This is a genomic window from Janthinobacterium sp. LM6, from assembly GCF_002002885.1.
In the GTDB taxonomy this organism is placed as follows: Bacteria; Pseudomonadota; Gammaproteobacteria; order Burkholderiales; family Burkholderiaceae_D; genus Janthinobacterium; species Janthinobacterium kumbetense.
In genome coordinates, this window is sequence record NZ_CP019510.1 from 5731221 (window position 1) to 5753857 (window position 22637).

Here is a 22637-nt window from a genome sequence, read left to right on the forward strand (position 1 = left end):
AACACGGCGCTTTTATTATGAGGAGATAGTACCGTGTGTTGGAGCCATAGCAACATTTTTTTTGCCGGCAGCCACGCTGCCGGCGTTGTCTCTACTGCCCCGCCAGCGCCACCACCGGATCGAGCCCCGACGCCTTGCGCGCCGGCATGAAGCCAAATACCAGCCCCGTCACCACGGCGCAGGCAAAGGCGCCGCCGACGGCGCTGAGCGAAAAGATCACCGGCACGTCCCATACCAGCAGCAAGCCGGCCACCGTCACGCCGACCACGATGCCGGCCACGCCGCCCACCACCGATACCAGCACGGCTTCGGTGAGGAACTGGCGCAGGATGTCGTACCGGCGCGCGCCCGTCGCCATGCGGATGCCGATTTCGCGCGTGCGCTCGCGCACCGTCATCAGCATCACGTTCATGACGCCGATGCCGCCCACCACCAGGGAAACTGCGGCAATCAGGCTGAGCATCACGGTCATGTTGTCCTGCGTCTTCGCTTCCGCGGCGATCGACGCGGCCGCGTTGCTGATGCCGTAGTCGCGGATGCGGTGGCGCTCGAACATGGTGGCGTCGACCGCCGCCTCCACCTCCGTTACGCGCTTGACGTCAGCCACCGCCATGACCGTGTACGTCGGCTCGCGCTGGCCGAAGACGCGGATGCCTGCCGTGGAAAACGGCAGCAGCAGCACGTCGTCTTCATCCTTCTCGCCCGTCAGCGCGCCCTTCGCGCTCATCACGCCGATCACCTGGAACGGCACATTGCCGATCAGGATGCTCTGCCCCACGGGGTTGGCCACGTCGGGCATCAGCTTTTCGGCCAGATGCGCACCCAGCACGGCCACGGTGGCCATCTCGCGCTCGTCTTCCTCGGTAAAGAAGCCGCCCTTGGCCACCGGCCAGGTCTGGATCTGCGGCAGGGCCGGCCCCGTGCCCCGCACATAAGTCTGCACATCGAGGTTGCCATGGCGGATCACCTTGTTGCCCGTGACATTCGGCAGCACGTGGGTGATGCCCGGTACGTCCTTGAGCGCATCGAGGTCGGCCAGGGTGATGCTGCGCCCGGGGATGCGCGAGCTTTCGCCGCGCGACGCCATGTACAGCAGATTCGAGCCGAACGCGCCCAGCTGCGCCATCACCTGCTGGCGCGTGCCCAGGCCGATGGCCAGCATGACGATCACGGAGGCGACGCCGATGACGATGCCCAGCAGGGTCAGGCCCGTGCGGAAGCGGTTGATCCACAGCACGCGCCAGGCGGCGCGCGCCGCGTCGAGCAATTCCGTGCCCAGCGACGCGCCCGTGTCATGGGCGGCGCGCGACATGTCCAGCGGCGGCAGGGCCGTCGACGTGGCGGGGATGGCGATGGCGCCCGAGTCTTCGACGATTTCGCCGTCGCTGATCTCGATCACGCGGCGCGCCTGGGCCGCCACCTTGCGGTCATGCGTAATCAGGATGATGGTATGGCCCGCGTCGGCCAGTTCGCCCAAGAGGGCCATGACTTCGGCGCCGCTGCTGCTGTCGAGCGCCCCCGTCGGTTCATCGGCGAGGATGATGCGCCCGCCGTTCATCAGGGCGCGCGCGATCGACACGCGCTGCTGCTGCCCGCCGGACAACTGGTTTGGCCGGTGATCGAGCCGCTCGCCGAGGCCCAGGCGCTTAAGCAGCGCTTCCGAGCGGGCATGGCGGGCCGCGGCCGGCATGCCCGCGTACAGGGCCGGCACTTCCACGTTTTCGCGCGCCGATTCGGTGGCGATCAGGTGATAGCCCTGGAAGACGAAGCCGAACGCTTCGCGCCGCAGCCACGCCAGTTCATCGGGATTCAGGCTGGCCACGTCCTGGCCGGCGAAGCGGTAGCTGCCATCGCTGGGCCGGTCCAGACAGCCCAGCAGATGCATCAGGGTCGACTTGCCCGAACCGGACGCGCCGACGATGGCGACGAATTCGCCGGCGCCGACGGACAGCGTCAAACCGCGCAGCACTTCCACGGCCGGCGCGCCGTCATGGCCGCCGTAGCGCTTGCGGATGCCGGCAAGTTCAATCAGCGGCGCCGGCTGGCCAGGTTCTCCGGCCTGCCCCAGTGACCTGGCCTCGCTCATGGCGCTCACAGCTGGAACCTGCTGCTGCCGCTGCCGGCCGGCTGCTCGCCCGTGACCAGCAACTCGCCTTCGCGCAAGCCTTGCAGCACTTCCGCGCTGAGGCGGTTGCGCACGCCCACGGTGATGGCGCGCGTATCGACCTTGCCGTCCGCATCCATCACGCGGGCCGTGAACTGCCCCGGCTTGGCGCCTTCTTCCGTCGATGGTTTCAACGCCGGCAAGGGCACGGCCAGCACATTCTTCGCCGCCGCCGTGACGAACACCACTTGCGCCGTCATTTGCGGCATCAGTTCGCCGTCGGCGTTATCCACGTCGAACAGCACCGTATATAAAATCACCTTGCTGGTCGACGGCGCCAAGGCCGTGCCGGCGGCAGAACCACCGGGTACCGGCGGCGCCGGCAGCACTTGGCGTACCTTGCCGCTCCAGCGCCGCTGGTCGCCGCCCAGGGTGGTGAAGTACACGGGCATGTCCGGGCGCACGCGGCGCACGTCCGCTTCCGACACTTCCGTCCACACCGTCATGGCCGACAGATCGGCGATGCGCAGGATGTTCGGCGTCTGGTACGTGGCGTTCAGGGTTTGCCCTTCCTTCGCGTCCAGGCCCACCACCTTGCCGGCCATGGGCGCATAGATGCGCGTATAGCCGAGACGCGCCTCGTCCGCCTTCAGGCTGGCCTGCGTCTGGTCGATCTGCGCCTTCAGGTGGTCGATCTTGGCGCCGGCCGAGGCCAGGGTGGCTTCGGCCGTTTCCAGGTCGGCCAGCGGCGTGGAATCGAACTTGGCCATCTGCTTCTGGCGCCCATGCTGCTGGCCCGCCAGGCGGTGCTGCGCCTGCTGGTCGGCCAGCTGCGCGCGCAATCCCGCCAGCGCGGCGCGGCCCGCGTCAACCGTGGCCTGCTGCACGCTGGGGTCGATCTCGGCCAGCAGCTGGCCTTTTTCCACGGCGCTGCCAGGCTGCACGTGCAATCGCGTGATCTGGCCCGACACTTGCGCGCCCACGTCGACATAGGTTTGCGGCTGCAGGGTGCCGATGGCCGTGACGCTGGCCTCGATATTGCCGCGCTTGACGGGCACCGTGTCGAATACGGTGGCCGGGCCGCGCGTGGCCCACAGTGCACCGGCGCCGAACAGCGCCAGCAAGACCGCGCCGCCGAGAATGCGGGCGCGGCGCGAAGGCAGGCGGGCCGCCATCAGGAAGCCGCCTTGCGGTTGCAGGTAAAGAAAAACGGTGTCGCCAAACGTGAAAAATACATCGGTCTATCCTTGAAAATAGCGGTGGACATCACCGCAGGAACGTCACAAGACCTGCCAGCGCGGCGACGGCTGCCAGCAGGGAACTACGCAACAGCAAGCGGGGGGCGTACGGCAGCAGCAGGGCCACCAGCAGCGCTCCCGCGCCGATGAAACCCAGCCAGGCGACCACACCGACGGTGGCGCTCCAGCCAGCCACGCAAGGCCAGATGGCAAGCGCCAGCAGGACGGTACCGGCCAGTTGCAGCGCGCGCCGCACGTTCGGCGCCGCGTCCCTGCCCCAGACCTGGCCATGGTGGCGGTCCATCGCCAGCGAGAGGCTGGCCATGCCCGCATACGACAGGCCCAGCGCACACAGGATGGTATTGATCATGACTGTCCCTCCGCATTGACTTGCAGGCTGGCCGAGGGCGCAGCGATTTCCTTGGCAGCAGCCTTTTTCACCGGCTTTTCCTTGCGCTTGTGGACCTTCCACGCGCCCCAGGCGGCCAGCAGGCCGAAGGCCATGCTGCCCAGTTCCACGCCGGCGCTTTCCCAGTCGCCGCGCGCGATTTGCGCCGCCAGGTTGTCGCCCGTGCTCAGGACATTCAGGACAGGCAGCAGCAGGCACAGTGCGGCCAGCAGGCACAGTTGCTCGATCCACGCGCGCTTTTCCACGCGCAGGCAGGCATGCACCAGCATCAGGAACCAGACGCCGAAGAAAGCGCGCACTTCCCAGCCGGCGCGGTGCTCGATGCCGACGGGGATCAAACGGTTGGCCCACAGGAAGCCCACGCAGGCGATGGACAGGCCGGCAATCGCCGCCACGTTCAGGCAGGCGATGACGCGGTACACGCGCTGCGTATAGGCGCCGAACTCGCCGCCGGACTTCTGGCGCCGCTTGACCATGAACAAAATGGCGCCCGTACCCATCATGGCCGTGCCGGCCAGGCCGCAGAAGAAGTACAGCCAGCGCATGGGCGTGCCGCCGAAACCCACCATGTGCAGGTTCGACATGACGGAGCGCGTCAGGCCGGCACCGCCCGTGTCCGACTTGCCCGGCAGGCGCACGGCGACCTGCTCGCCCGTGGCCAGCGCATAGCAAGCCCTGCCCGAATTGGCACTGAGGCGCGTGAGCAGTTCCGTGTCCTCATTCCAGCCGTACATGCACACGCGCATGGAGGCATCGTTCGGATTGTCCAGCACCACGGCGCGGATTTCCTGGCCGATGGCCTGCTCGGCGCGCTGCGCAAATGACTCCAGCGCGGGAATGGCCAGCGGCTGGCCCGTTTTCACGGGCTTGCCCGCGTCGTTCCAGTCGGCCAGGAAGGCTTTCTTGGGATTGTCCATGCCGTATTGCGCCGCCACGGGGGCCGGCACATAGTCATCGCTGAAGAATGCCAGGCCCGTGTAGGCGATCATGAACTGGAACGGCAACGTCAGCACGGCCACCGCGTTGTGCGCGTCGAGCCACGAGCGCTGGCCCTTGGCCGGGCGGAAGGTGAAGAAATCCTTGAAGATGCGCTTGTGCGTGATGACGCCGCTCACCAGCGCCACCAGCATGATCATGGTGGTGATGGCGACGATCCATACGCCGATGCGTCCTGCGTGCAGCTCGTAGTGAAAATCGACGAAATGGTGGCCGCCGATGGTTTCGCGCTCCGTTGCCTCGCGCGCATGCTCGATGACGGCGCCCGTCAGCGGATCGAGATCCGCCGAGCCATAACCGCCGCTGGGCTGGAACCAGTAGGCGGACAGGCCGTGGCCAGGACGCTGCACGGGCCAGATTTCCCACATGTCCGCCTTCGGATGCTCCTTGGCCATGAAGTCGAGCGCCAGTTCCAGGCGGTGGCCACGGTCCGTGACCTTCGGCAGCGGCGGATCGTTCGCATGCGCCGCTTCGGCCAGCGCGTGTTCGGGCGTCATCCAGTGGCCGATCGGGTCGTCGAAGACGGCCAGGGTGCCGGTCAGGAAGATGGCGAACAGCAGCCAGGAAATCCACAGGCCGCTCCACGTATGCAGCCAGGCCATGGCCTGGCGCAAGCCGCCCTGCTGCGGCGTTTTGACCATTTTGTCTACCTTGACGGCGTTCATGCCACACCTCGCGACAGCAGCAGGCCGATGCCGCCGCAGGCGATGGCCGGCAGCAGCATGCCGAGCCAGGCGCGGCGCAGGTCCTGCACGGCAAAGACCCAGATCACGGCGCAGGTGTAGACGACGAAGGCGCTCAGGGTGGCCGTCAGCACGGCTTCGGCGCGCGACAGCGGCAGCACGGCCGCCAGCAGCACGGCCACGCCGGACGTGAGCGCATAGCCGCCAAAAACGGCGGCAAGCACGCGTGAAAACAACATCATGTGGGCCGATTTCATCATCGCGGCGCTCCCTGCAGCGCCAGCGTGGTCACGCCATCGCGGGCCAGGTTCAACTGCACATCCATAAGCCATGCATCCTTCATCAAGATAGATCATTCAAAAGTGATTGTTTACAGTTTGTAGTTCAAGGTCAGCATCAGGTTGCGCGGCGTGCCCACCAGGTTGCCGAGGACATCGGAGTAGATGCTCTGGTAATAGCGTTTGTCGAGCGCATTGTTGACGTTCAAGCGCAGCTCGGCGCGGCTGTCGATTTGCCACGCCGCGTTCAAGCCGAGGATCGCGTAGCGGCCCTGGCGCAGGTGGGCATCACCGTCCGTTGATTCCGTCGCGCCCTGCCCGTACACCGAGGCGCCGACGCGCCAGCCCTGCGCCGCGCCGGACAGGCGGTAGCTGGTGGCCAGCTTGAGCTGCTGGCGCGGATAGCGGCTATTAAAATCCTTGCCGATATTGGCCGGATCGCTGTCGCGCGTAAATTGCGCCTTCACATACGTAAAACCGGCAGACAGCTGCCAGTCGGGCGTCAGCGCGCCCGCCACGTCCAGCTCCACGCCTTCGCTGCGCACTTCGCCCGACGCGCGCTTGCAATAGCCCCACGTGCTGCCGGGGCAGGGATCCGGGCCGGCCAGGTCGTCCACGCCGCGGTTTTGCTGGCGGATCTGGAACACGGCCGCGCTGGCATTGAGGGCGCCGCCGAAGTATTCGCCCTTCACGCCCGCTTCATAGTTGGTGCCGCTGACCGGCTTCAAGGGCTGCCCCTTGGCGTCGGTGGACGCTTGCGGCTGGAAGATCTCGGTCCAGCTGGCATACACGGAATGCTGCTTATCGAGGTCATACACGACACCGGCGTACGGCGTGAATTCGCGCGCCACCGAGTAGCCGGCATCGTCCTTGTACCAGCTCACGCGCCCGCCCAGCACCAGCGACAGCGGATCGGCCAGGCGCAGGCGCGTCCCTGCATACACGCCGCTTTGTTCGGTGATGCTGGCCGTGCCCCACTGCGCGTAGTTGATGACGGGGCGCGCCACGCTGCCCGCATCCCAGTGGAACGGGTCGATCACCGGCGCGCTATCTTGCCGGGTGTACGATGCCCAGCCGCCATAGCTGTTTTTCGACGAACGGCGGTGGCTGGCGCCGACCGTCAGCTCGTGCTCGCGGCCGAACAGGCTGTAGCTGCCGCTGGCATACGCGTCATAGCTGGTGTTGGCCAGTTCGGCGCGGTAGCTTTGCGAATTGAAGCGCAGGGTGCCGCCGCGGCGGTTGATGCCGGAAAACGTCGTGTCGATCTCGGGCGTCTTGCGCGTGGCCGCCAGCCTGGCTTTCCAGCCGTTGCCGAAGCGGTGTTCCAGTTCGGCGAAAATGGTTTTATCCGTCTGGCGCCAGCCATCGAAGTCGGTGCCGAGGTAAGTCGAGCGGGGCAAGTTCAAAAAGGTGCCGTCGGCGGCCGTCACCACGCCCGTCGCGACGCCGTCGTTATCCGTCTTGCGGTAGTGCGCGCCCACGGTCAATGTGGTATCGGGACGCAGGTCGGCCTCGATGATGCCGTACAGCTGGTGATTGCGGCCATGCAGCACGTCGACAAAATCCTTCTTGTCCTGCAGCGTGACGACCATGCGCCCGCGCAGGGTCTTCGCTGCGTTGAGCGCGTTGGCCGCATCGGCTTCCAGGCGGTAGTTGCTCCAGCTGCCGATGCTGGCCGAGAATGACGCCTGCGGCGTGGCCGTCGGGCGCTTGCGCACCATGTTGATGGCCGCGCTGGGCGTGCCGCTGCCCGTCATCAAGCCCGTGGCACCGCGCACCACCTCGATGCGGTCATAGATGGCCAGGTCGTCATTGTCGCCATTGAAAGTGCCGTTCGCGCCCAGGCTGGTAGGCAAGCTGTCGAACAGGATGTTTTCGATTGGAAAGCCCCGCGCGCTGAAACTGCCCGAATCGCCCGTGAAGTTGCCCTTTTGCATGACCAACCCCGTGATCGACTGCACGGCGTCGTCCAGGGTGGTGATGCCCAGGTCGTCGATCTGCTGGCGCGTCAGCACGCTGACCGACTGCGGCGTCTCGCGCAGCGACAGGTTCAGCTTGGTTGCCGTGTTGCTTACGCCCGTCGTGTACGAGCCGCTACCTTCCGTCGTCGCATCGCGCCCCGCCGTGACAGACACGCCAAGCATGGTTTGCTCGGCCGCGGGACTGGCTGGCGCCTGCTGGGCCAGCGCCGGCAGGCTGGCGGCCAGGCACAGGGCCGCGGCCGCTTGCGCCAGCGGACGCAGTGAAGAGTGAGATGATGGCAAACTGACAAAAGGCAAAGCGTGCGACATGAAAGTTCCTGATGATGGTGTCATGAGACGGTGAAAAACAGGCGCCCTACCTTGTAGGTGCCGCAAGACTGCAAAACGGGCAGCCGGATGGAAAAATATTTTTATCGAACGCTACGGCGCCGGTTCGACGCTGACCCAGTACCGCGTGCGGCTGCGTACCTGCACCGGCAGCGAGTTGGGCAGCATGTTCAAAATGCGCTGGGTATCGGCCAGCGGGAACACGCCCGACAGGCGCAGCTGGGCCACTGCCGGCGCGCAGTCGATCACGCCGGGGCGGTAACGGGCCAGGTCGGCCAGGAAATCGCCCAGGGTCACGTCGTCGACGATCAACTGCCCATGCGACCAGGCGTGCGCATGCGCATCGATGGCGTGCGGCGCATCCGGCGCATGGCGGGAAAATGCCGTGCCGCGCCCGGCCGCCAGCAGCATTGGCGCGCCAACACCGTCGCGGGGACGGATTTCAACGGCGCTTTCAAGCACGTCCACGGTGCTGTAGTCATCCTGCTGGCGCACGGCAAAGCGCGTGCCCAGCGCGCGCACCAGGCCTTCGCGCGTGGCCACCACCAAAGGCGCGGCGCTGCCGGCGCCGTGGCCGCTGGCCACGAGGATCTCGCCGGCCAGCAGTTCGATCAGGCGGCGGCTGGCGTCGAAACGCACGTTCACGGCCGATCCCGTATTCAGGCTGAGCACGCTGCCATCGTCCAGCACCACCTCGCGCCGCTCGCCCGTGGCCGTGCGGTAGTCGGCACGCAGGGCGCGCATGCCATCCCAGGCATCCGTCTGCGCGGCCAGCATGCCGCCGCCGGCCGCCACGCCCAGCCACGCCAGCAACTGGCGCCGCTTGCCGTTGACGGCTTTGCGCTGCGTGCCGGCCAGCGCCTGAGCGGCCGCACCGCGGTGCAAGCCGTTGAAGCGCCGCGACACCGCGTCGATATGCAGCCAGGCCCGTTCATGTTCCGGGTCGGCTGCGCGCCAGCGCTGCCAGGCGGCGTGTTCCGCTTCGCCGGCCTGCTCCGACATCAGCACCGTCAGCCACTCTGCCGCCTGCTGCTGCACCTCCTCGCGGATCGCTGGCGGTGCCGCCGGCTCTGCCAGCTTGCTCATGCCGGCAGCGAGAAAAACACCTGGCGGTTGGCGCGCGTCAGGTATTGCTTGACCGAGCTGGCCGATACGTTCAGGCGCGCGGCGATCTCGGCATAGCTGAGGCCTTCGAGCTGCGCCAGCAAGAACGCCGTGCGCACGGGACCCGGCAAGCCGTCGAGGGCCTGGTCGATTTCCTGCAAGGCTTCCAGCGCCAGCAGCCGTTCCTCGGGCGCGGGCGCCACATCAGGCGGCAGGCAGGCGAGCGCTTCCAGGTAGGCGTCTTCCAGCACTTGCCGGCGGTAGCGGTGCGCCACCAGGCGGCGCGCGACGGTGGCGAGAAAAGGCCGCGCCTCGCGGATCTGCGGCGCGGAAGCGGCCGTCAGCACGCTGATGAAGGTGTCTTGCGCCAGATCCGCCGCGTCGCCCGCATTGCCCAGCTTATGCCGCAGCCAGCCCTGCAGCCAGCCGTGATGGCTGCTGTAGAGCGCGTGCAGGTCCTGTTGCTGGGCAAAATCGGCGGCCGACATGGCATCCCTTTCCGGTCTGGCGCGGCGCGCCCACGAATGTAAATAAGAATTATTCTCATTTTAACCGTGTTTTTGACTTTCATGCAATCGTGGCGTTGGCAGAAATACCAACTAATTCAAAAGCCGGCCAACCGCCAGGCGCTGCAGCGCGGGACCGCCAGCCACCCGCGATGGGGTAAAATGACGGCCATCGTCCGGCTTGCGCCGCCCACTCCCAAGCTTTTCATTGCAGGTTCATCATGCTAGATAATCTCACCCAACGGCTTGCCAAAGTCGTCAAGACCATGCGCGGCGAGGCGCGCCTGACCGAAGCGAACACCGCCGACATGCTGCGCGAAGTGCGCCTGGCGTTGCTCGAAGCCGACGTCGCCCTGCCCGCCGTGCGCGAATTCATCGCCAAAGTCAAAGAAAAAGCCATGGGCGAGGATGTCATTTCCTCGCTGACGCCAGGCCAGGCCCTGGTGGGCGTGGTGCAGCGCGAGCTGGCCGCCCTGATGGGCGCAGACCTGGGACCGGAAGCGTCGCAGATCAGCTTTGCGCAGCAGCCGCCCGCCATCATCCTGATGGCCGGTCTGCAAGGTGTGGGTAAAACCACCACCGTCGGCAAGCTGGCGAAGTACCTGAAGGAAGAAAAGAAGAAGAAGGTGCTGACCGTCTCGGCCGACGTGTACCGTCCCGCCGCGATCGCCCAGCTGCAATCGGTCACCGCCCAGGTAGGCGCCGACTTCTTCCCGTCCACCAGCACGGACAAGCCGGTCGATATCGCCCTGGCCGCGCTGGACTGGGCGAAAAAGCATTACCACGACGTGCTGATCATCGATACGGCGGGCCGTCTCGGTATCGACGAAGAGATGATGCGCGAAATCGCCGCCGTCCACGGCGCCGTGAAACCGATCGAAACCCTGTTTGTCGTCGACGCCATGCTGGGCCAGGACGCCATCAACACGGCCAAGGCCTTCAATGATGCGCTGCCGCTGACCGGTATCGTGCTGACCAAGCTCGATGGCGACGCGCGCGGCGGTGCGGCCCTGTCCGTGCGCCACATCACGGGCAAGCCGATCAAGTTTGCCGGCGTCTCGGAAAAACTCGACGGTCTGGAAGCATTTGACCCGACCCGCATGGCCAACCGCATCCTGGGCATGGGCGACATCCTCGCGCTGGTCGAAGAGGCACGCAAGGGCGTCGACAGCAAGGCGGCGGCCGACCTGGCGCAAAAGATCAAGGTCGGCGGCAAGTTCGACATGAACGACTTCAAGGCGCAACTGGGCCAGATGAAGAAAATGGGCGGCATGGCCAACCTGATGGACAAGCTGCCGGCCCAGTTCCAGCAGGCGGCAGGCGGCAAGAACATGGATCAAGCCGACAAGCAGGTACGCCGCATGTGCGGCATCATCGACTCGATGACGCCGCAGGAACGCGCCAAGCCTGAATTGATCAAGGCCACGCGCAAGCGCCGCATCGCCGCCGGCGCCGGCGTGCAAGTGCAGGAAGTGAACCGCATGCTGACGCAATTCGAGCAAATGCAGACGATGATGAAGAAATTGTCGGGCGGCGGCATGATGAAGATGATGCGCAGCATGAAGGGCATGATGCCTGGCATGAGGTAGTGGAAGGCTTCAAAATCCGCTGCGCGGGGCGCTTTGCGGCCGGCGATGCTCACCGTACTTCAGTACGGTTGCGCTTCTCGGCCACAAATCACCTCCGCTCGCTGTGATTTTGAAGGCCTTTTTTACGCCGCGTATCGAAAGTCGATAGATCAAAAAACACTGTTCCAAATAATGCCGGATTGCATTTTCATGTGTCCGGCATCACTCTTCCCTCTCTCCGCAGTCCCCCTCCCCGCATAGCCAGCAACCATGCCATTTACGGGCAAAAACGCCGTTCTGCGCTCCCAAGCGGTGCGCCCGGGCGACAGCATGGCCATTTCCCTGCTTTTTCCTCGTGAAAACGTGAAAAACACTTGCATACAAGGTAAATCCACACCAATATTAGCCGTGCGATTAATTGCGCAATTTCCCATGTGTTTGTTAAGGAGGCTCGAAGATGGCAACAGCCAAAAAAACCCCAGTAGCAGCGCCAGCCAAAGCAGCAGCAGCCAAGCCTGCAGCCGCCAAGAAAGCAGCACCCGCAGCCAAGGCAGCAGCTAAACCAGCAGCGGCGAAGAAAGCGGCAGCACCGGCAACACCACGCAAGCCAAACGCAGCATTCATGAAAGCAATGACGCCATCGAAAGATCTGGCCGCCGTTGTTGGCGCAGCACCGCTGCCGCGCACGGAAGTGACCAAAAAGGTATGGGATTACATCAAAAAACTCGATCTGCAAGATCCGGCCAACCGCCGCATGATCAATGCGGACGACAAGCTGAAAGCAGTTTTCGGCGGCAAAGCCCAAGTCTCCATGTTTGAAATGACGAAACTGATCTCCGATCATTTGAAATAAATCAGATACGCGCCGGCTTCAACAGCCGAGCGAGTGCCCCGCCGCATCACTGCGAGCGGGGCATTTTTTTGGGGTCAAACCCTGTCGGGTCTGCCCCCGGCCGTTGCGGTGGGGTTTAAAAACGCACGAACCCCATATAAATGCAGGGGTCGGATCCACAGGGTCCGACCCCACCCCTCATTTGAACTCCCACTGCTTCCAAGCCGCCCTTACCGCATTCGGATACTCGGCCCTGCCCCGGCTGCCGTTATACCGGCCCAGCGCCAGGTACAGGTCGCCCTTTTCCATATCCAGGTACATGCGCAGGATGGCGCAGCCATAGCGCAGATTCGTCTGCATGTGGAACAGCTTGCTGCGGTCGCTGTCGCCGATGACGCCCGTCCAGAACGGCATCACCTGCATGTAGCCGCGCGCGCCGGCCAGCGAGACGGCATATTTGCGGTAGGCCGACTCGACCTGGATCAGGCCCAGCACCAGCGCCGGTTCCAGGCCCGCGCGGCGCGACTCGTACCACACGGTTTCCAGGAATTCCGTGCGCAGCTGCGCGTCCGGCAGCTTGCGCTGCAGGCGTGACGACATCTGCGCCAACCATTGCTGGTAGCGCTGCAAGTCAGTGGGAGTGCCAAATTTGGGTTGAGGTGGGCGTTCGTCGCGGATCGCGTGCGACAGCGCCAGACGGACGGAGTCGGCCAGCGCCTCCTCCTTCTGGTTACCGGCCTGCGCCGGAGAGACGCAGGCCAGGCAGGCGGCCAGCGCGAGCGCGCCAGCCGTTTTACTTAGCGATAAGCGCTTCACTGCGCCATTTTGCCCTGGATGAAGGCGACGATCTCGTCCGGTGCCACGCCGGTGGCTTCCGCATCGCGGCGGCCCTGGTATTCCAGCTTGCCTTCTTTCAGGCCGCGCTCGCCGATGACGATGCGGTGCGGCACGCCAATCAGCTCCCAGTCAGCAAACATGGCGCCAGGACGCAAGCCGCGGTCGTCGACGATGACATCGACGCCAGCGCCTTGCAGGGCCGCGTACAGCTTCTCCGTCTCTTCCTTGACCAGTTCGCTGCGGTCCATGCCCATCGGGCACAGCACGACTTCGAACGGCGCGATGGACGCTGGCCAGATGATGCCCTTGTCGTCGAAGTTCTGCTCGATGGCGGCGCCCAGGATGCGCGTCACGCCGATGCCGTAGCAACCCATCTGCAACGGCGCAGGCTTGCCGTTTTCGTCGAGGAAGGTGGCTTTCATACTTTCCGAATACGCCGTACCCAGCTGGAACACGTGGCCCACTTCGATGCCGCGCTCGATGGCCAGTGCGCCCTGGCCGTCCGGCGAAGCGTCGCCGGCGACGACATTGCGCAAGTCGGCCACGATGGCAGGCTCGGCCACGTCACGGCCCCAGTTGGCGCCCGTGTAGTGGAAACCGGCGTCATTCGCGCCGCAGACGAAGTCGCTCATGTGGGCGACCGTGCGGTCCGCCACCACGGTGACGGGCGCTTTGGTGCCGATCGGGCCCAGGTAGCCAGGAATCGTACCGTAGACTTCCAGGATTTCCGCTTCCGTCGAGAAACGGTGACCGGCCAGGCCGGCAACCTTGCCCACCTTGATGTCGTTCAATTCATGGTCGCCGCGCAGCAGCAGCATGAAATGCTGTTTCGTGACTTTTTCATCCTTGCCAACGGTTTCCACCGTCAGGGCGATGGTTTTCACGGTTTGCGACAGATCAAGACCCAGCAGGGTGGCCACGGTTTCGCACTTGACGGTGTCCGGCGTGGCCGTTTTCGTCAGCGCCTGGCTTGCTGCCGGGCGCTCGCCCGCTGGCGGCAGCGCTTCGGCCGCTTCCATGTTGGCCGCGTAATCGGAGGTCGGGCAGTACACGAGCGCGTCTTCCCCTGTGTGGGCAATGACGTGGAATTCGTGCGAACCGGAACCGCCGATGGCGCCGTTATCGGCTGCCACGGCGCGGAATTGCAGGCCGAAACGCGTGAAGATGCGCGTGTAGGCGTCAAACATGACCTTGTACGACGCCTGCATGCCGGCCAGGTCGCGATCGAACGAGTAGGCGTCCTTCATGGTGAATTCGCGGCCGCGCATCAGGCCGAAGCGTGGGCGGCGCTCGTCGCGGAACTTGGTCTGGATGTGATAAAAGTTCAACGGCAACTGGCGGTAGGACTTGATTTCCGTGCGCACGACGTCCGTGATGACTTCTTCCGATGTCGGCTGGATCGCGTATTCGCGGCCGTGGCGGTCTTTCACGCGCATCAGTTCGTCGCCCATCTTGGTCCAGCGGCCCGTCTCTTGCCACAGTTCGGCCGGCTGCACGAGCGGCATCAGCAGTTCGATACCGGCGGCTTTGTTCATCTCGTCACGGATGATGGCTTCCACCTTGCGGATCACGCGCAAGCCCATCGGCATGTAGGTATAGATGCCGGAACCAAGGCGTTTGATCATGCCTGCACGCATCATCAATTGGTGGCTGACGATTTCCGCGTCAGAAGGTGCATCTTTAAGTGTGGAAATAAAAAAACGGGAGGCGCGCATAACGGTGAATTCTTTTTAAAAAGAGAGGGTTATAATCAACCTAATTTTAAAGGATTAGCTGGCTGATGCGTCCATACTTTACACAAATGCGCTCAATTGGTGCGATTCCGGCGCTTTTCGCACCCCGAAAAGGTCACCGGCTTGCGAAGTTGTGGGTAATTATGTAAAAAAGGATGCACTGTCGCAGAAAGTTTGAGGTGCATTATGCTCGACCGTGAAGGGTTTCGGCCCAACGTCGGCATCATCCTGCTAAACGCCCAGAACGAGGTGTGGTGGGGCAAGCGGGTGCGCGAGCACTCATGGCAGTTTCCGCAAGGCGGTATCAAATATGGCGAAACACCGGAACAAGCCATGTTTCGCGAACTTGAAGAGGAAATCGGACTCAGACAGGAACACGTCAAAATTGTCGGCCGCACCCGCGACTGGCTGCGCTATGAGGTGCCAGACCACTTCATCAAGCGCGAGATTCGCGGCCATTACCGTGGCCAGAAGCAGATTTGGTTTCTGCTGAGAATGTGCGCGCGCGATAACGACGTCAATCTGCGCCTGACCGACCATCCGGAGTTCGACGCCTGGCGCTGGCATGAGTACTGGGTCCCGCTCGATGTCGTCATTGAATTTAAACGCGATGTCTACCAGCGCGCCTTGCAGGAGCTGTCCCGCTTCCTGACCTGGCCCGTGCATGGCAACGCACAGCAAGCGCACCGCCACACGTCGCGCTACCTGCGCCAGCCCCATGCGCCACGGGCACAGGACGGCGCGGCACTGGCCAAGCCTTGCGACGGCATCGCCGCCGAAGGGTGTACGCCGGAACTGATCTTGCCAGGCAAGGGGTAGTCCACCGCAATGAACGCACTCTCCCACGCAAAAGGGGCAGCCTGAACAGGCTGCCCCTTTTTTCATGCCGACAAGAAACTTTCCTGCCGGCCAGGCTGACTTAGTTTGCTGCCGGTGCTGGCGCGGCGCTTGGCACGTCGAGCGTAATCGCCTTCAAGCCCAGGATATTGCTGCTGTAGTGGCGGATCTTGTTCGCCAGGGCTGGGTCATTGTTCAGCTTTTGACCGTACGACGGCACCATTTCCACCATCTTCGCTTGCCATTCCGGCGTGGCCAGACGGCTCTTGAATGCCGTTTGCAGCACCTTGATCATGATCGGCGGCGCGGTCGAGGCGCCTGGCGAGGCGCCCAGCAGGGCGACGATGCTGCCATCGGCGGCGCCGACGACTTCCGTGCCGAACTGCAGCAAGCCGCCTTTGACAGGGTCATCCTTGACGATCTGCACGCGCTGGCCGGCGTTTTGCAGGGTCCAGTCTTCCATCTTGGCGTTCGGCAAGTATTCGCGCAGGGTCTTCAAGCGGTCTTCCGGCGTGTTCATGACTTGTTCCACCAGGTATTTCGTCAGCGGAATATTGTCGTAACCGGCTTGCAGCATCGGTTTCACATTGCCCGTGCCGATCGAAGCAGGCAAGTCGATCCACGAACCATTTTTCAGGAACTTCGTCGAGAAGGTGGCAAACGGGCCAAACAGCAGGGCTTTCTTGCCGTCGATAATGCGCGTATCGAGATGCGGCACGGACATCGGCGGCGAACCGACGGACGCCTTGCCGTAGACCTTGGCCGCATGCGCCGCCACCAGCTCCGGATTGGTGGTCACCAGCCATTGGCCGCCCACCGGCACGCCGCCATAGCCCTTGGCTTCAGGAATGCCCGATTTTTCCAGCAGCGGCAGCGAACCGCCGCCGGCGCCGATGAAGACGAACTTGGCGCGCATGGTCTTTTCCTTGCCGGCGTTCAAGTCTTTCACCGTCACGTTCCACACGCCGTCGGCGCCGCGCTGGATGTCTTCCACCTGGTGGCGCAGGTGCAGAACCATGCCGTGGCTGTCCGTCAGGTACTTGACCAAGCCGCGCGTGAGGTTGCCGAAATTGACGTCGGTACCGATTTCCATGCGCGTCGCGGCCACTTTCTGGCCCTTGTCGCGGCCTTGCATGACCAGCGGCGCCCATTGTTCGATCTGCGCCTGGTCTTCCGAGTACAGCATGCCCTTGAACAGGTTTTCTTTTTGCAGCGCGGCATAGCGCTTCTTCAAGAAGGCAATATTGTCGTCGCCCCAGACAAAGGCCATGTGCGGCACGTTGTTGATGAAGGTTTGCGGCGCGCCCAGGTGCTTGTTGGCGACCTGATAAGCCCAGAATTGCTTGGAGATTTCGAATTGTTCGTTGATGGCAACGGCTTTCTTGGTCTCGATGCTGCCATCGGCCGCTTCCGGCGTGTAGTTCAGTTCGGCAAACGCCGAGTGGCCCGTGCCTGCGTTGTTCATCGCATCCGAGCTTTCGGCGGCCACGGAATCGAGGCGCTCAACCATTTCCATCGTCAGCGACGGATCGAGTTCCTTGAGCATGCTGCCCAGGGTGGCGCTCATGGTGCCGGCGCCGATCAGCAGCACGTCGACCGGTTTTTCGGACGAGGCCGGAGGGGTCTTGTCACATGCCGCCAGGATCAGGCACGACATCAAAAGTAATAGCGATTTACGCATACGTAACTCCGTTTATGAATACTGAAGGATGATTCTTGCGCGCCACCGTGGCGGCACCATCGCCGTATTGAATGAAAAACAGCCAGCCAGCCGGAACGCCAGGGCGGCCGGACAGGTCAATGTCGATGGTGATAGGCATGCTGCCGCGCTCCGGGATATCCCAAGAGCATGATCTGGTGGCAAAGGTGCGGGCAATGGACAGCGCGGACCTCGTTGTCGGCTGAAAAACCGGCAATGAAATCGCCGTCATGTCCAGTGCAAATATCAAGAGCGGCGATTTTATCACCGTTATTTGGCGCCGCCGGGCCGTGGCGGTAGTGGATAATACTTACTGCAGGGTATTAAATTGCGGTGACTATCGGGTCACGAAAGCGGCCGGCAGACGGCAAAAAGGGCATCCTCGATGCCCTTTATTTATGTACGCGGTACAATGCCGGCTGCCCTTTAGCCATAGTCCTTCAGCCATGTTCAACCCCTCTTCCGACGATGTGCGCCGCTTCTTTTGCGAAACATTGCGCAAGCACCGCGCCCATGAAATCCTCACGCCGATGGAAGCCATCGCGCTCGACTGGATCCTGGAACACCCCGAGTATGAAAGCGAGCTCTCCGACGTTGAAGCGGCGCTGGCGCGCGATTACTCCGTCGAAGGCGGACAAGCCAATCCCTTCCTGCACCTGTCCATGCATCTGTCGATCACGGAGCAGGTGCAGGTGGACCAGCCGCGCGGCATCCGCCCGGCCGTCCAGCAGCTCACCCAGCGCCTCGATTCGGCCCATGCAGCCCAGCACGAAGTGATGGAATGCCTGGGCCAGATGATCTGGGCGTCGCAGCGCTCGGGCTTGCCGCCGGACACGGACGCCTACATCGACTGCGTGCGCCGCCGCTAACCTGGCTACACCGCCTGCGGCTGCAGTACAGTTGCCTTCGGCGCCTTGCCCAGCAATCCCAGCACCACCTGCAGCGCCATGGCGATGGCGCCGACGATGAAGACCACGTCACCAAAGGTGCGTATCCAGCGCAGGTTCTGCAGCAGCGGCTGCTGCATGAAGCCTTCGCTGCGCGCATACCACAGGCCTTCCGTCACGCTGGCGTGGAATTGGATAATGCCAATCGGCAACAGGCTGGTAAAGATCATCAGCACCAGGCCCGCGTTCAAGCCCCAGAACGCCGTCTTCATCAAGGCAGGGCTGAAGCGGTAGTCGGGCCGCAAATAACGCAGCACCAGCAAAGTAAAGCCCAGTGCCAGGAAGCCGTACACGCCGAACAGCGCCGCATGCGCATGCACGGGAGTCGTGTTCAGGCCCTGGATGTAGTACAGGGCCACGGGCGGATTGATCATGAAGCCCAGCACGCCCGCGCCCAGCATGTTCCAGAAGGCGACGGCGACAAAGCACATCATGGGCCAGCGCAGGTTTTCCATCCATGGCGCGCGTTCCTTCAAACGCCAGTTTTCCCACGCTTCATGACCCAGCACGATCAGCGGCACCACTTCCAGCGCGCTGAAGCTCGCGCCGATGGCCATCACGGGCGTGGTGGTGCCGGCAAAGTACAGGTGGTGGAAGGTGCCGGGTATGCCGCCCAGCATGAACAGCGAGGCCGAGGCCAGGCTGGCCGTCGTGGCCATGCGCACCGACACCAGGCCCAGGGTCGAGAAGATGAAGGCCAGCGCCGTGGTGGCGAACACTTCGAAGAAGCCTTCCACCCACAGGTGCACCACCCACCAGCGCCAGTACTCCATCACCGATAAATGCGTGCGCTCGCCGTAGAACAGGCCGGCGCCATAGAACAGCCCGATGGCGCCCACGGACGCGGTCAGCAGCGCCAGCAGGTTCTTGTCGCCGCCCTTCTGGCACAGGGCCGGTATGACGCCGCGCAGCATCAGCACCAGCCACAGCAGAATACCGACGAATTTGCCGATCTGCCACAAACGGCCCAGGTCGACATATTCATAACCCTGATGACCGAGCCAGAAGTTCCACTCCGGCGGCATGACTTGTGCAATCGCAAGGTAATTGCCGATAAACGAGCCGACGACGACCAGCACAAGCGCCCAGAACAGCACGTCGACGCCCAGGCGCTGCCACCTGGGGTCCTTGCCGCCATTGATCAGGGGTGCCAGGAACAGGCCGGCGGCCAGGAAGCCCGTGGCGATCCAGAACAGCGCGGCCTGGATATGCCAGGTGCGCGTGAGCGCATACGGGAACCAGCGCGACACGTCGATGCCGTAGAACTGCTGCCCTTCCACCGTGTAATGGGCCGTAAAGCCGCCGATGAAGACCTGGAAGATGAACAGGGCCACCACCAGGAACAGGTATTTTCCCAGTCCCCGCTGCGAAGGCGTCAGCGCGAACGTGGTGAGCGGGTCGCGCGGACCGGCGGCCGGCAGCGCTTCGTCATGGTCGCGCAAGAAGGCCCAGCCCCAGACGAGGAAGCCCACGCCGGCCAGCAGCACCACCACGCTGGCGACCGACCAGACGAGATTTTCGCCGCTGGGCTGGTTGCCGATCAGCGGTTCGTGCGGCCAGTTGTTCGTATAGGTCACTTTCTGGCCAGGGCGCTCGGTGGCGGCGGCCCACGCCGTCCAGAAGAAGAACTGCGTCATCTGCGCACGCCGCCCGGCGCTGGGCAGGGTGTTTTCCTTCATGGCGAAATGCTCGCGGCTGGCGTGCAGCGCAGGCGCGTCGGAGAACAGCTGGTCGTAATAGTGCGCCGTGTTGGCGATGGCTTGCACGCGGCGCGCCGACAGGCGCAGCACTTGTGCCTCATCGACCCGATTGCCGCGGTATTCCTGCTTGAGCGCTTCGCGCAGCGCCGCCTGCGCGGGGCCGTCGAGCGCCGCGTAGGCCTTGCCATGCTGCTCCTGCGCGGCCAGTTCCAGCCAGGCCGTCAGTTCGCGGTGCAGCCAGTCGGCCGTCCAGTCGGGCGCCTGGTAGGCACCGTGGCCCCAGATGGAGCCCAGCTGCATGCCGCCCACCGATTGCCAGGCCGTCTGGCCGTCGAGGATGCCCTCGCGGTCGAACAGCTGCCGGCCATCCTGCGCCAGCACTTGCGCGGGGATGGGCGGCGCCTGGCGATACACTTCCGTGCCGTAATAGCCGAGCAGCGAAAACGTCACGATCAGCACACCGATCAGGGTGAACCAGAGTTTTTTGTAGGGACCCATGGGTCTTTCCTTTGTCAGTGCACCGCGGCCGGCGCAAAGCGCTCGAACAGGATATTGTTTTCGGTATGGATGTGCGCCATCAGGTCTGCACGGAAGGTGCGCAAGCCCGTGTACAGCGCGCGCCAGGTGGTGCAGGCGCCGCCAGGTGCGGTGATATCGTTCGTCATCGCCTCCATGGCGCGCAAGGCCACGCCATGGTCGTCGTGCTCCATGCGCATCACGTTGATGGGCGCGCCGGCGCGGGGCCCCTGGCCGCGCACGATCATCGGGAACAGCACGTCTTCTTCCTTGCGCATATGGCTTTCCAGCTCCTGCGCCATGGCCGACAGGTGTTCCGCCAGCCCGTGCGGACAGTCGGCGCGCTCGCCATGCACCTGCTCGACCTTGCGTGCCAGGCGTATCAGCTCGGGCAGCTGCTCGCGGTGCACGGCGTGGTAGCGCGCCAGGATGTGTTCCACCAGCTCGGCGGCCGAGGCTTCCTGCCAGTCACGCTCGCCGCTGGCGTCAATCCGTCCTGCCAGCAGTTTCAGTTCCTCGACGATGGGCGCCGTGTCCACACCGGCCGCTTCGGCCGCTGCGCGCAGGGTCTTGTTGCCGCCGCAGCAGAAATCCAGGCGGTGCGCATCGAACAGGCGCGTGGCGCCAGGGATGCGGCGGGCCAGCTGGCCCAGAGATAGCTCGATCATTTCCATAACAGTTCCTTAAGGATGAATAGGTGGATTTATTGCGCCGCGCCCGCGTGATAGACGCCGGGCACGGGTTCGCCCGTTACTTCCAGCACGCCCACGGCGCCCTTGCCGGCGCGCGACAGCGCATGGTCGACCAGCAGATAGCTGCCCGGATGCTGTACCTTGAGTTCGACGATGGTCGCGCCGCCCGGTGCCACCAGGGTGGTTTGCACGTCGTGTTTCGGGCTGCTGATCGAGCCTTCGCTGTACACCTTGTCGAAGATCTCGCCGATGATGTGGAACGATGAAATCTTGTTCGGCCCGCCGACGCCGAAATAGATGCGCACCGTCTCGCCGACTTTGGCCTGCAATTTGTGCGTCTTGCTCAGGGCGCCCACTTCGCCGTTGAAGACGTAGTAGTCGGGCAGCTCATTGGCCATTTTTTCCAGGTTCGGTTCCTGGTGCACGGGCGCGCCGTGTGGACGGCCCGTGTACATCTCGCCTTGCATCACGTAATACTCGCGGTCCACCTTCGACAAGCCGCCTTCCGGTTCGACCAGGATCATGCCGTACATGCCGGCGGCGATATGCTGCGGCACCAGGGGCGTGGCGCAGTGGTAGACGAACAGGCCCGGATTGAGCGCCTTGAAGGTCACCGTCTTTTCCTGCCCCGGCGCCACCTGCGTGTGCTGTCCGCCGCCATGGCCGCCCGTCACGGCGTGCAGGTCGATCGAGTGGATCATCTTGCTGTCCTTGGCGTTGAACAGGGTCAGTTCCACCGTGTCGCCCACCTTCGCGCGCAGCATCGGGCCCGGTACTTGCCGGTTGAAGGTCCAGTACGTAAAGCTGGTGCCGTCATCGAGCTTGCCCGGCAGCTCCACCGTCTCCATGCGGTATTTCAGGGTTTGCGGCGCGCGCGCGCCGATGGCGGAAGGCACCTGCGCCGGATTGGCGGCCACGCTGACGGCCGATGGATCGGGGCCGCGCATCGGCGACGGCGCGGGCGTGTACAGGGCCAGCGCGGCTGCCTGGCTCGATTCGCCCGCTGCGCTGCCGGCGCCAGCGGCCTTCGGTGCCCCGGCTTCAGCCAGCGAGGCGCCGGCGACTTCCAGCTTGCCTTCCATGCCGATCTGGCGGTGGCCGGGAATCGAGCAGTAATAGGTGAACGTGCCGGCGCGCGTGACCTTGAAGCGCACGGTGGTGCTGCCGCTGTTGGCGCTGAATTTGCTTGAGGCCACATTGAGTTCCGGGATCAGCAAATCGTGCTCGGCGCCTTCGCCGCTTTTCAGCACCAGTTCGACCGTGTCGCCCACCTTGGCCGCCAGCACGGGATTGACCTGGCCCTTGGCATCGATGAAGACCATCTTGCCGTCGACGATATTGGTTTGCAGTTCATAGCGCTTGAGCGTGGCGGCGGCAGAGGGTTGGCTGACAGCGGCCGCAGTGGCGGCGGCGCTGGCCGGCAGGCTCGCCTGGGCTTGCACGGACAGGGGCATGGCCAATACGCAGACGGCGGCGGCAATGGCGCGGAGGGAGGGAGTCGTTTTCATCAAGCTTTCCTTGGTCTTGTATGCCGGTTCGGCCCCCTTATCTAGGCAAACGACGTGCCAGGAAAAACTTGTTTTAAATCAACGATTTGAAAATTGCAGGGTCGGTATGACCCTTTTAAAGCATGGTCCGTTGTACCCTGC

Annotated in this window: 19 protein-coding genes; 4 read left to right on the forward strand and 15 right to left on the reverse strand. The window is 63.9% G+C overall.

Annotation, left to right across the window (positions count from 1 at the left end):
* Positions 1-91: 91 nt before the first annotated feature.
* From BZG29_RS25190 to BZG29_RS25225, 8 genes are all read right to left on the reverse strand, one after another.
* Positions 92-2086, reverse strand: a complete 1995-nt coding sequence (locus BZG29_RS25190) for a MacB family efflux pump subunit (protein WP_077408511.1) — start codon at positions 2084-2086, stop codon at positions 92-94.
* A 5-nt stretch (positions 2087-2091) separates the two neighbouring features.
* Positions 2092-3279 carry an efflux RND transporter periplasmic adaptor subunit gene (locus BZG29_RS25195; protein ID WP_077408512.1) on the reverse strand — a complete coding sequence of 396 codons (1188 nt, stop codon included), beginning with the start codon at positions 3277-3279 and terminating at the stop codon, positions 2092-2094.
* A gap of 91 nt (positions 3280-3370) precedes the next feature.
* Positions 3371-3712, reverse strand: a complete 342-nt coding sequence (locus tag BZG29_RS25200; protein ID WP_077408513.1) for a DUF3325 domain-containing protein — start codon at positions 3710-3712, stop codon at positions 3371-3373.
* Complete coding sequence (locus BZG29_RS25205; protein WP_253192697.1) at positions 3709-5412, reverse strand: PepSY domain-containing protein; 1704 nt, start codon at positions 5410-5412, stop codon at positions 3709-3711. The genes BZG29_RS25200 and BZG29_RS25205 overlap by 4 nt, the downstream gene beginning before the upstream one ends.
* Positions 5409-5690, reverse strand: a complete 282-nt coding sequence (locus BZG29_RS25210) for a hypothetical protein (RefSeq protein ID WP_077408514.1) — start codon at positions 5688-5690, stop codon at positions 5409-5411. Before BZG29_RS25210 ends, BZG29_RS25205 begins: the two co-directional genes overlap by 4 nt.
* A 110-nt stretch (positions 5691-5800) precedes the next feature.
* Positions 5801-7999, reverse strand: a complete 2199-nt coding sequence (locus tag BZG29_RS25215) for a TonB-dependent siderophore receptor (RefSeq protein ID WP_171985103.1) — start codon at positions 7997-7999, stop codon at positions 5801-5803.
* A gap of 111 nt (positions 8000-8110) precedes the next feature.
* Positions 8111-9103: a FecR domain-containing protein gene (locus BZG29_RS25220; protein WP_077408516.1), complete on the reverse strand. Its 993-nt coding sequence runs from the start codon at positions 9101-9103 to the stop codon at positions 8111-8113.
* Positions 9100-9609: a sigma-70 family RNA polymerase sigma factor gene (locus BZG29_RS25225; protein ID WP_077408517.1), complete on the reverse strand. Its 510-nt coding sequence runs from the start codon at positions 9607-9609 to the stop codon at positions 9100-9102. Before BZG29_RS25225 ends, BZG29_RS25220 begins: the two co-directional genes overlap by 4 nt.
* 239 nt (positions 9610-9848) lie before the next feature.
* On the opposite strand from BZG29_RS25225, the gene ffh reads away from it, so the two are divergent.
* Both ffh and BZG29_RS25235 read left to right on the forward strand, forming a co-directional pair.
* A complete protein-coding gene (gene ffh / locus BZG29_RS25230) occupies positions 9849-11216 on the forward strand; it encodes a signal recognition particle protein (protein ID WP_034746567.1) in 1368 nt (455 codons plus the stop codon).
* Positions 11217-11652: 436 nt separating this feature from the next.
* On the forward strand, positions 11653-12048 hold the full coding sequence (locus BZG29_RS25235) for an SWIB/MDM2 domain-containing protein (RefSeq protein ID WP_071650146.1): 396 nt from the start codon (positions 11653-11655) through the stop codon (positions 12046-12048).
* 177 nt (positions 12049-12225) lie between these two features.
* Here the strand turns inward: BZG29_RS25235 and BZG29_RS25240 are convergent, their stop codons facing one another.
* Complete coding sequence (locus BZG29_RS25240; RefSeq protein ID WP_077408518.1) at positions 12226-12843, reverse strand: lytic transglycosylase domain-containing protein; 618 nt, start codon at positions 12841-12843, stop codon at positions 12226-12228.
* The gene (locus BZG29_RS25245; RefSeq protein WP_077408519.1) at positions 12840-14579 is read right to left on the reverse strand and encodes a proline--tRNA ligase; all 1740 of its coding nucleotides are present in this window, start codon (positions 14577-14579) and stop codon (positions 12840-12842) included. Before BZG29_RS25245 ends, BZG29_RS25240 begins: the two co-directional genes overlap by 4 nt.
* A gap of 204 nt (positions 14580-14783) precedes the next feature.
* On the opposite strand from BZG29_RS25245, the gene BZG29_RS25250 reads away from it, so the two are divergent.
* The gene (locus tag BZG29_RS25250) at positions 14784-15416 is read left to right on the forward strand and encodes an RNA pyrophosphohydrolase (RefSeq protein WP_076566319.1); all 633 of its coding nucleotides are present in this window, start codon (positions 14784-14786) and stop codon (positions 15414-15416) included.
* A 100-nt stretch (positions 15417-15516) separates the two neighbouring features.
* Here BZG29_RS25250 and mqo read toward each other — a convergent pair whose 3' ends face one another.
* Together mqo and BZG29_RS27965 are read right to left on the reverse strand one after the other, a co-directional pair.
* A complete protein-coding gene (gene mqo, locus BZG29_RS25255; protein ID WP_077408520.1) occupies positions 15517-17115 on the reverse strand; it encodes a malate dehydrogenase (quinone) in 1599 nt (532 codons plus the stop codon).
* On the reverse strand, positions 17108-17365 hold the full coding sequence (locus tag BZG29_RS27965; RefSeq protein ID WP_150131050.1) for a hypothetical protein: 258 nt from the start codon (positions 17363-17365) through the stop codon (positions 17108-17110). Before BZG29_RS27965 ends, mqo begins: the two co-directional genes overlap by 8 nt.
* Positions 17366-17579: 214 nt before the next feature.
* On the opposite strand from BZG29_RS27965, the gene BZG29_RS25260 reads away from it, so the two are divergent.
* Entirely contained in the window at positions 17580-18002 is a 423-nt protein-coding gene (locus BZG29_RS25260; RefSeq protein ID WP_077408521.1) for a DUF1841 family protein, read from the forward strand.
* A 5-nt stretch (positions 18003-18007) separates the two neighbouring features.
* On the opposite strand, the gene BZG29_RS25265 is transcribed toward BZG29_RS25260, so the two are convergent.
* Genes BZG29_RS25265 through nirK form a run of 3 tightly spaced genes read right to left on the reverse strand, consistent with a single transcriptional unit; the run spans position 18008 to position 22496 of the window.
* The gene (locus BZG29_RS25265) at positions 18008-20278 is read right to left on the reverse strand and encodes a nitric-oxide reductase large subunit (protein ID WP_077408522.1); all 2271 of its coding nucleotides are present in this window, start codon (positions 20276-20278) and stop codon (positions 18008-18010) included.
* 14 nt (positions 20279-20292) lie between these two features.
* Positions 20293-20970, reverse strand: a complete 678-nt coding sequence (gene ytfE / locus BZG29_RS25270) for an iron-sulfur cluster repair protein YtfE (RefSeq protein WP_077408523.1) — start codon at positions 20968-20970, stop codon at positions 20293-20295.
* A gap of 29 nt (positions 20971-20999) precedes the next feature.
* Positions 21000-22496 (reverse strand): copper-containing nitrite reductase, encoded by a 1497-nt coding sequence (gene nirK / locus BZG29_RS25275; RefSeq protein WP_077408524.1) that lies wholly within the window; start codon positions 22494-22496, stop codon positions 21000-21002.
* Between the last annotated feature and the right edge of the window lie 141 nt (positions 22497-22637).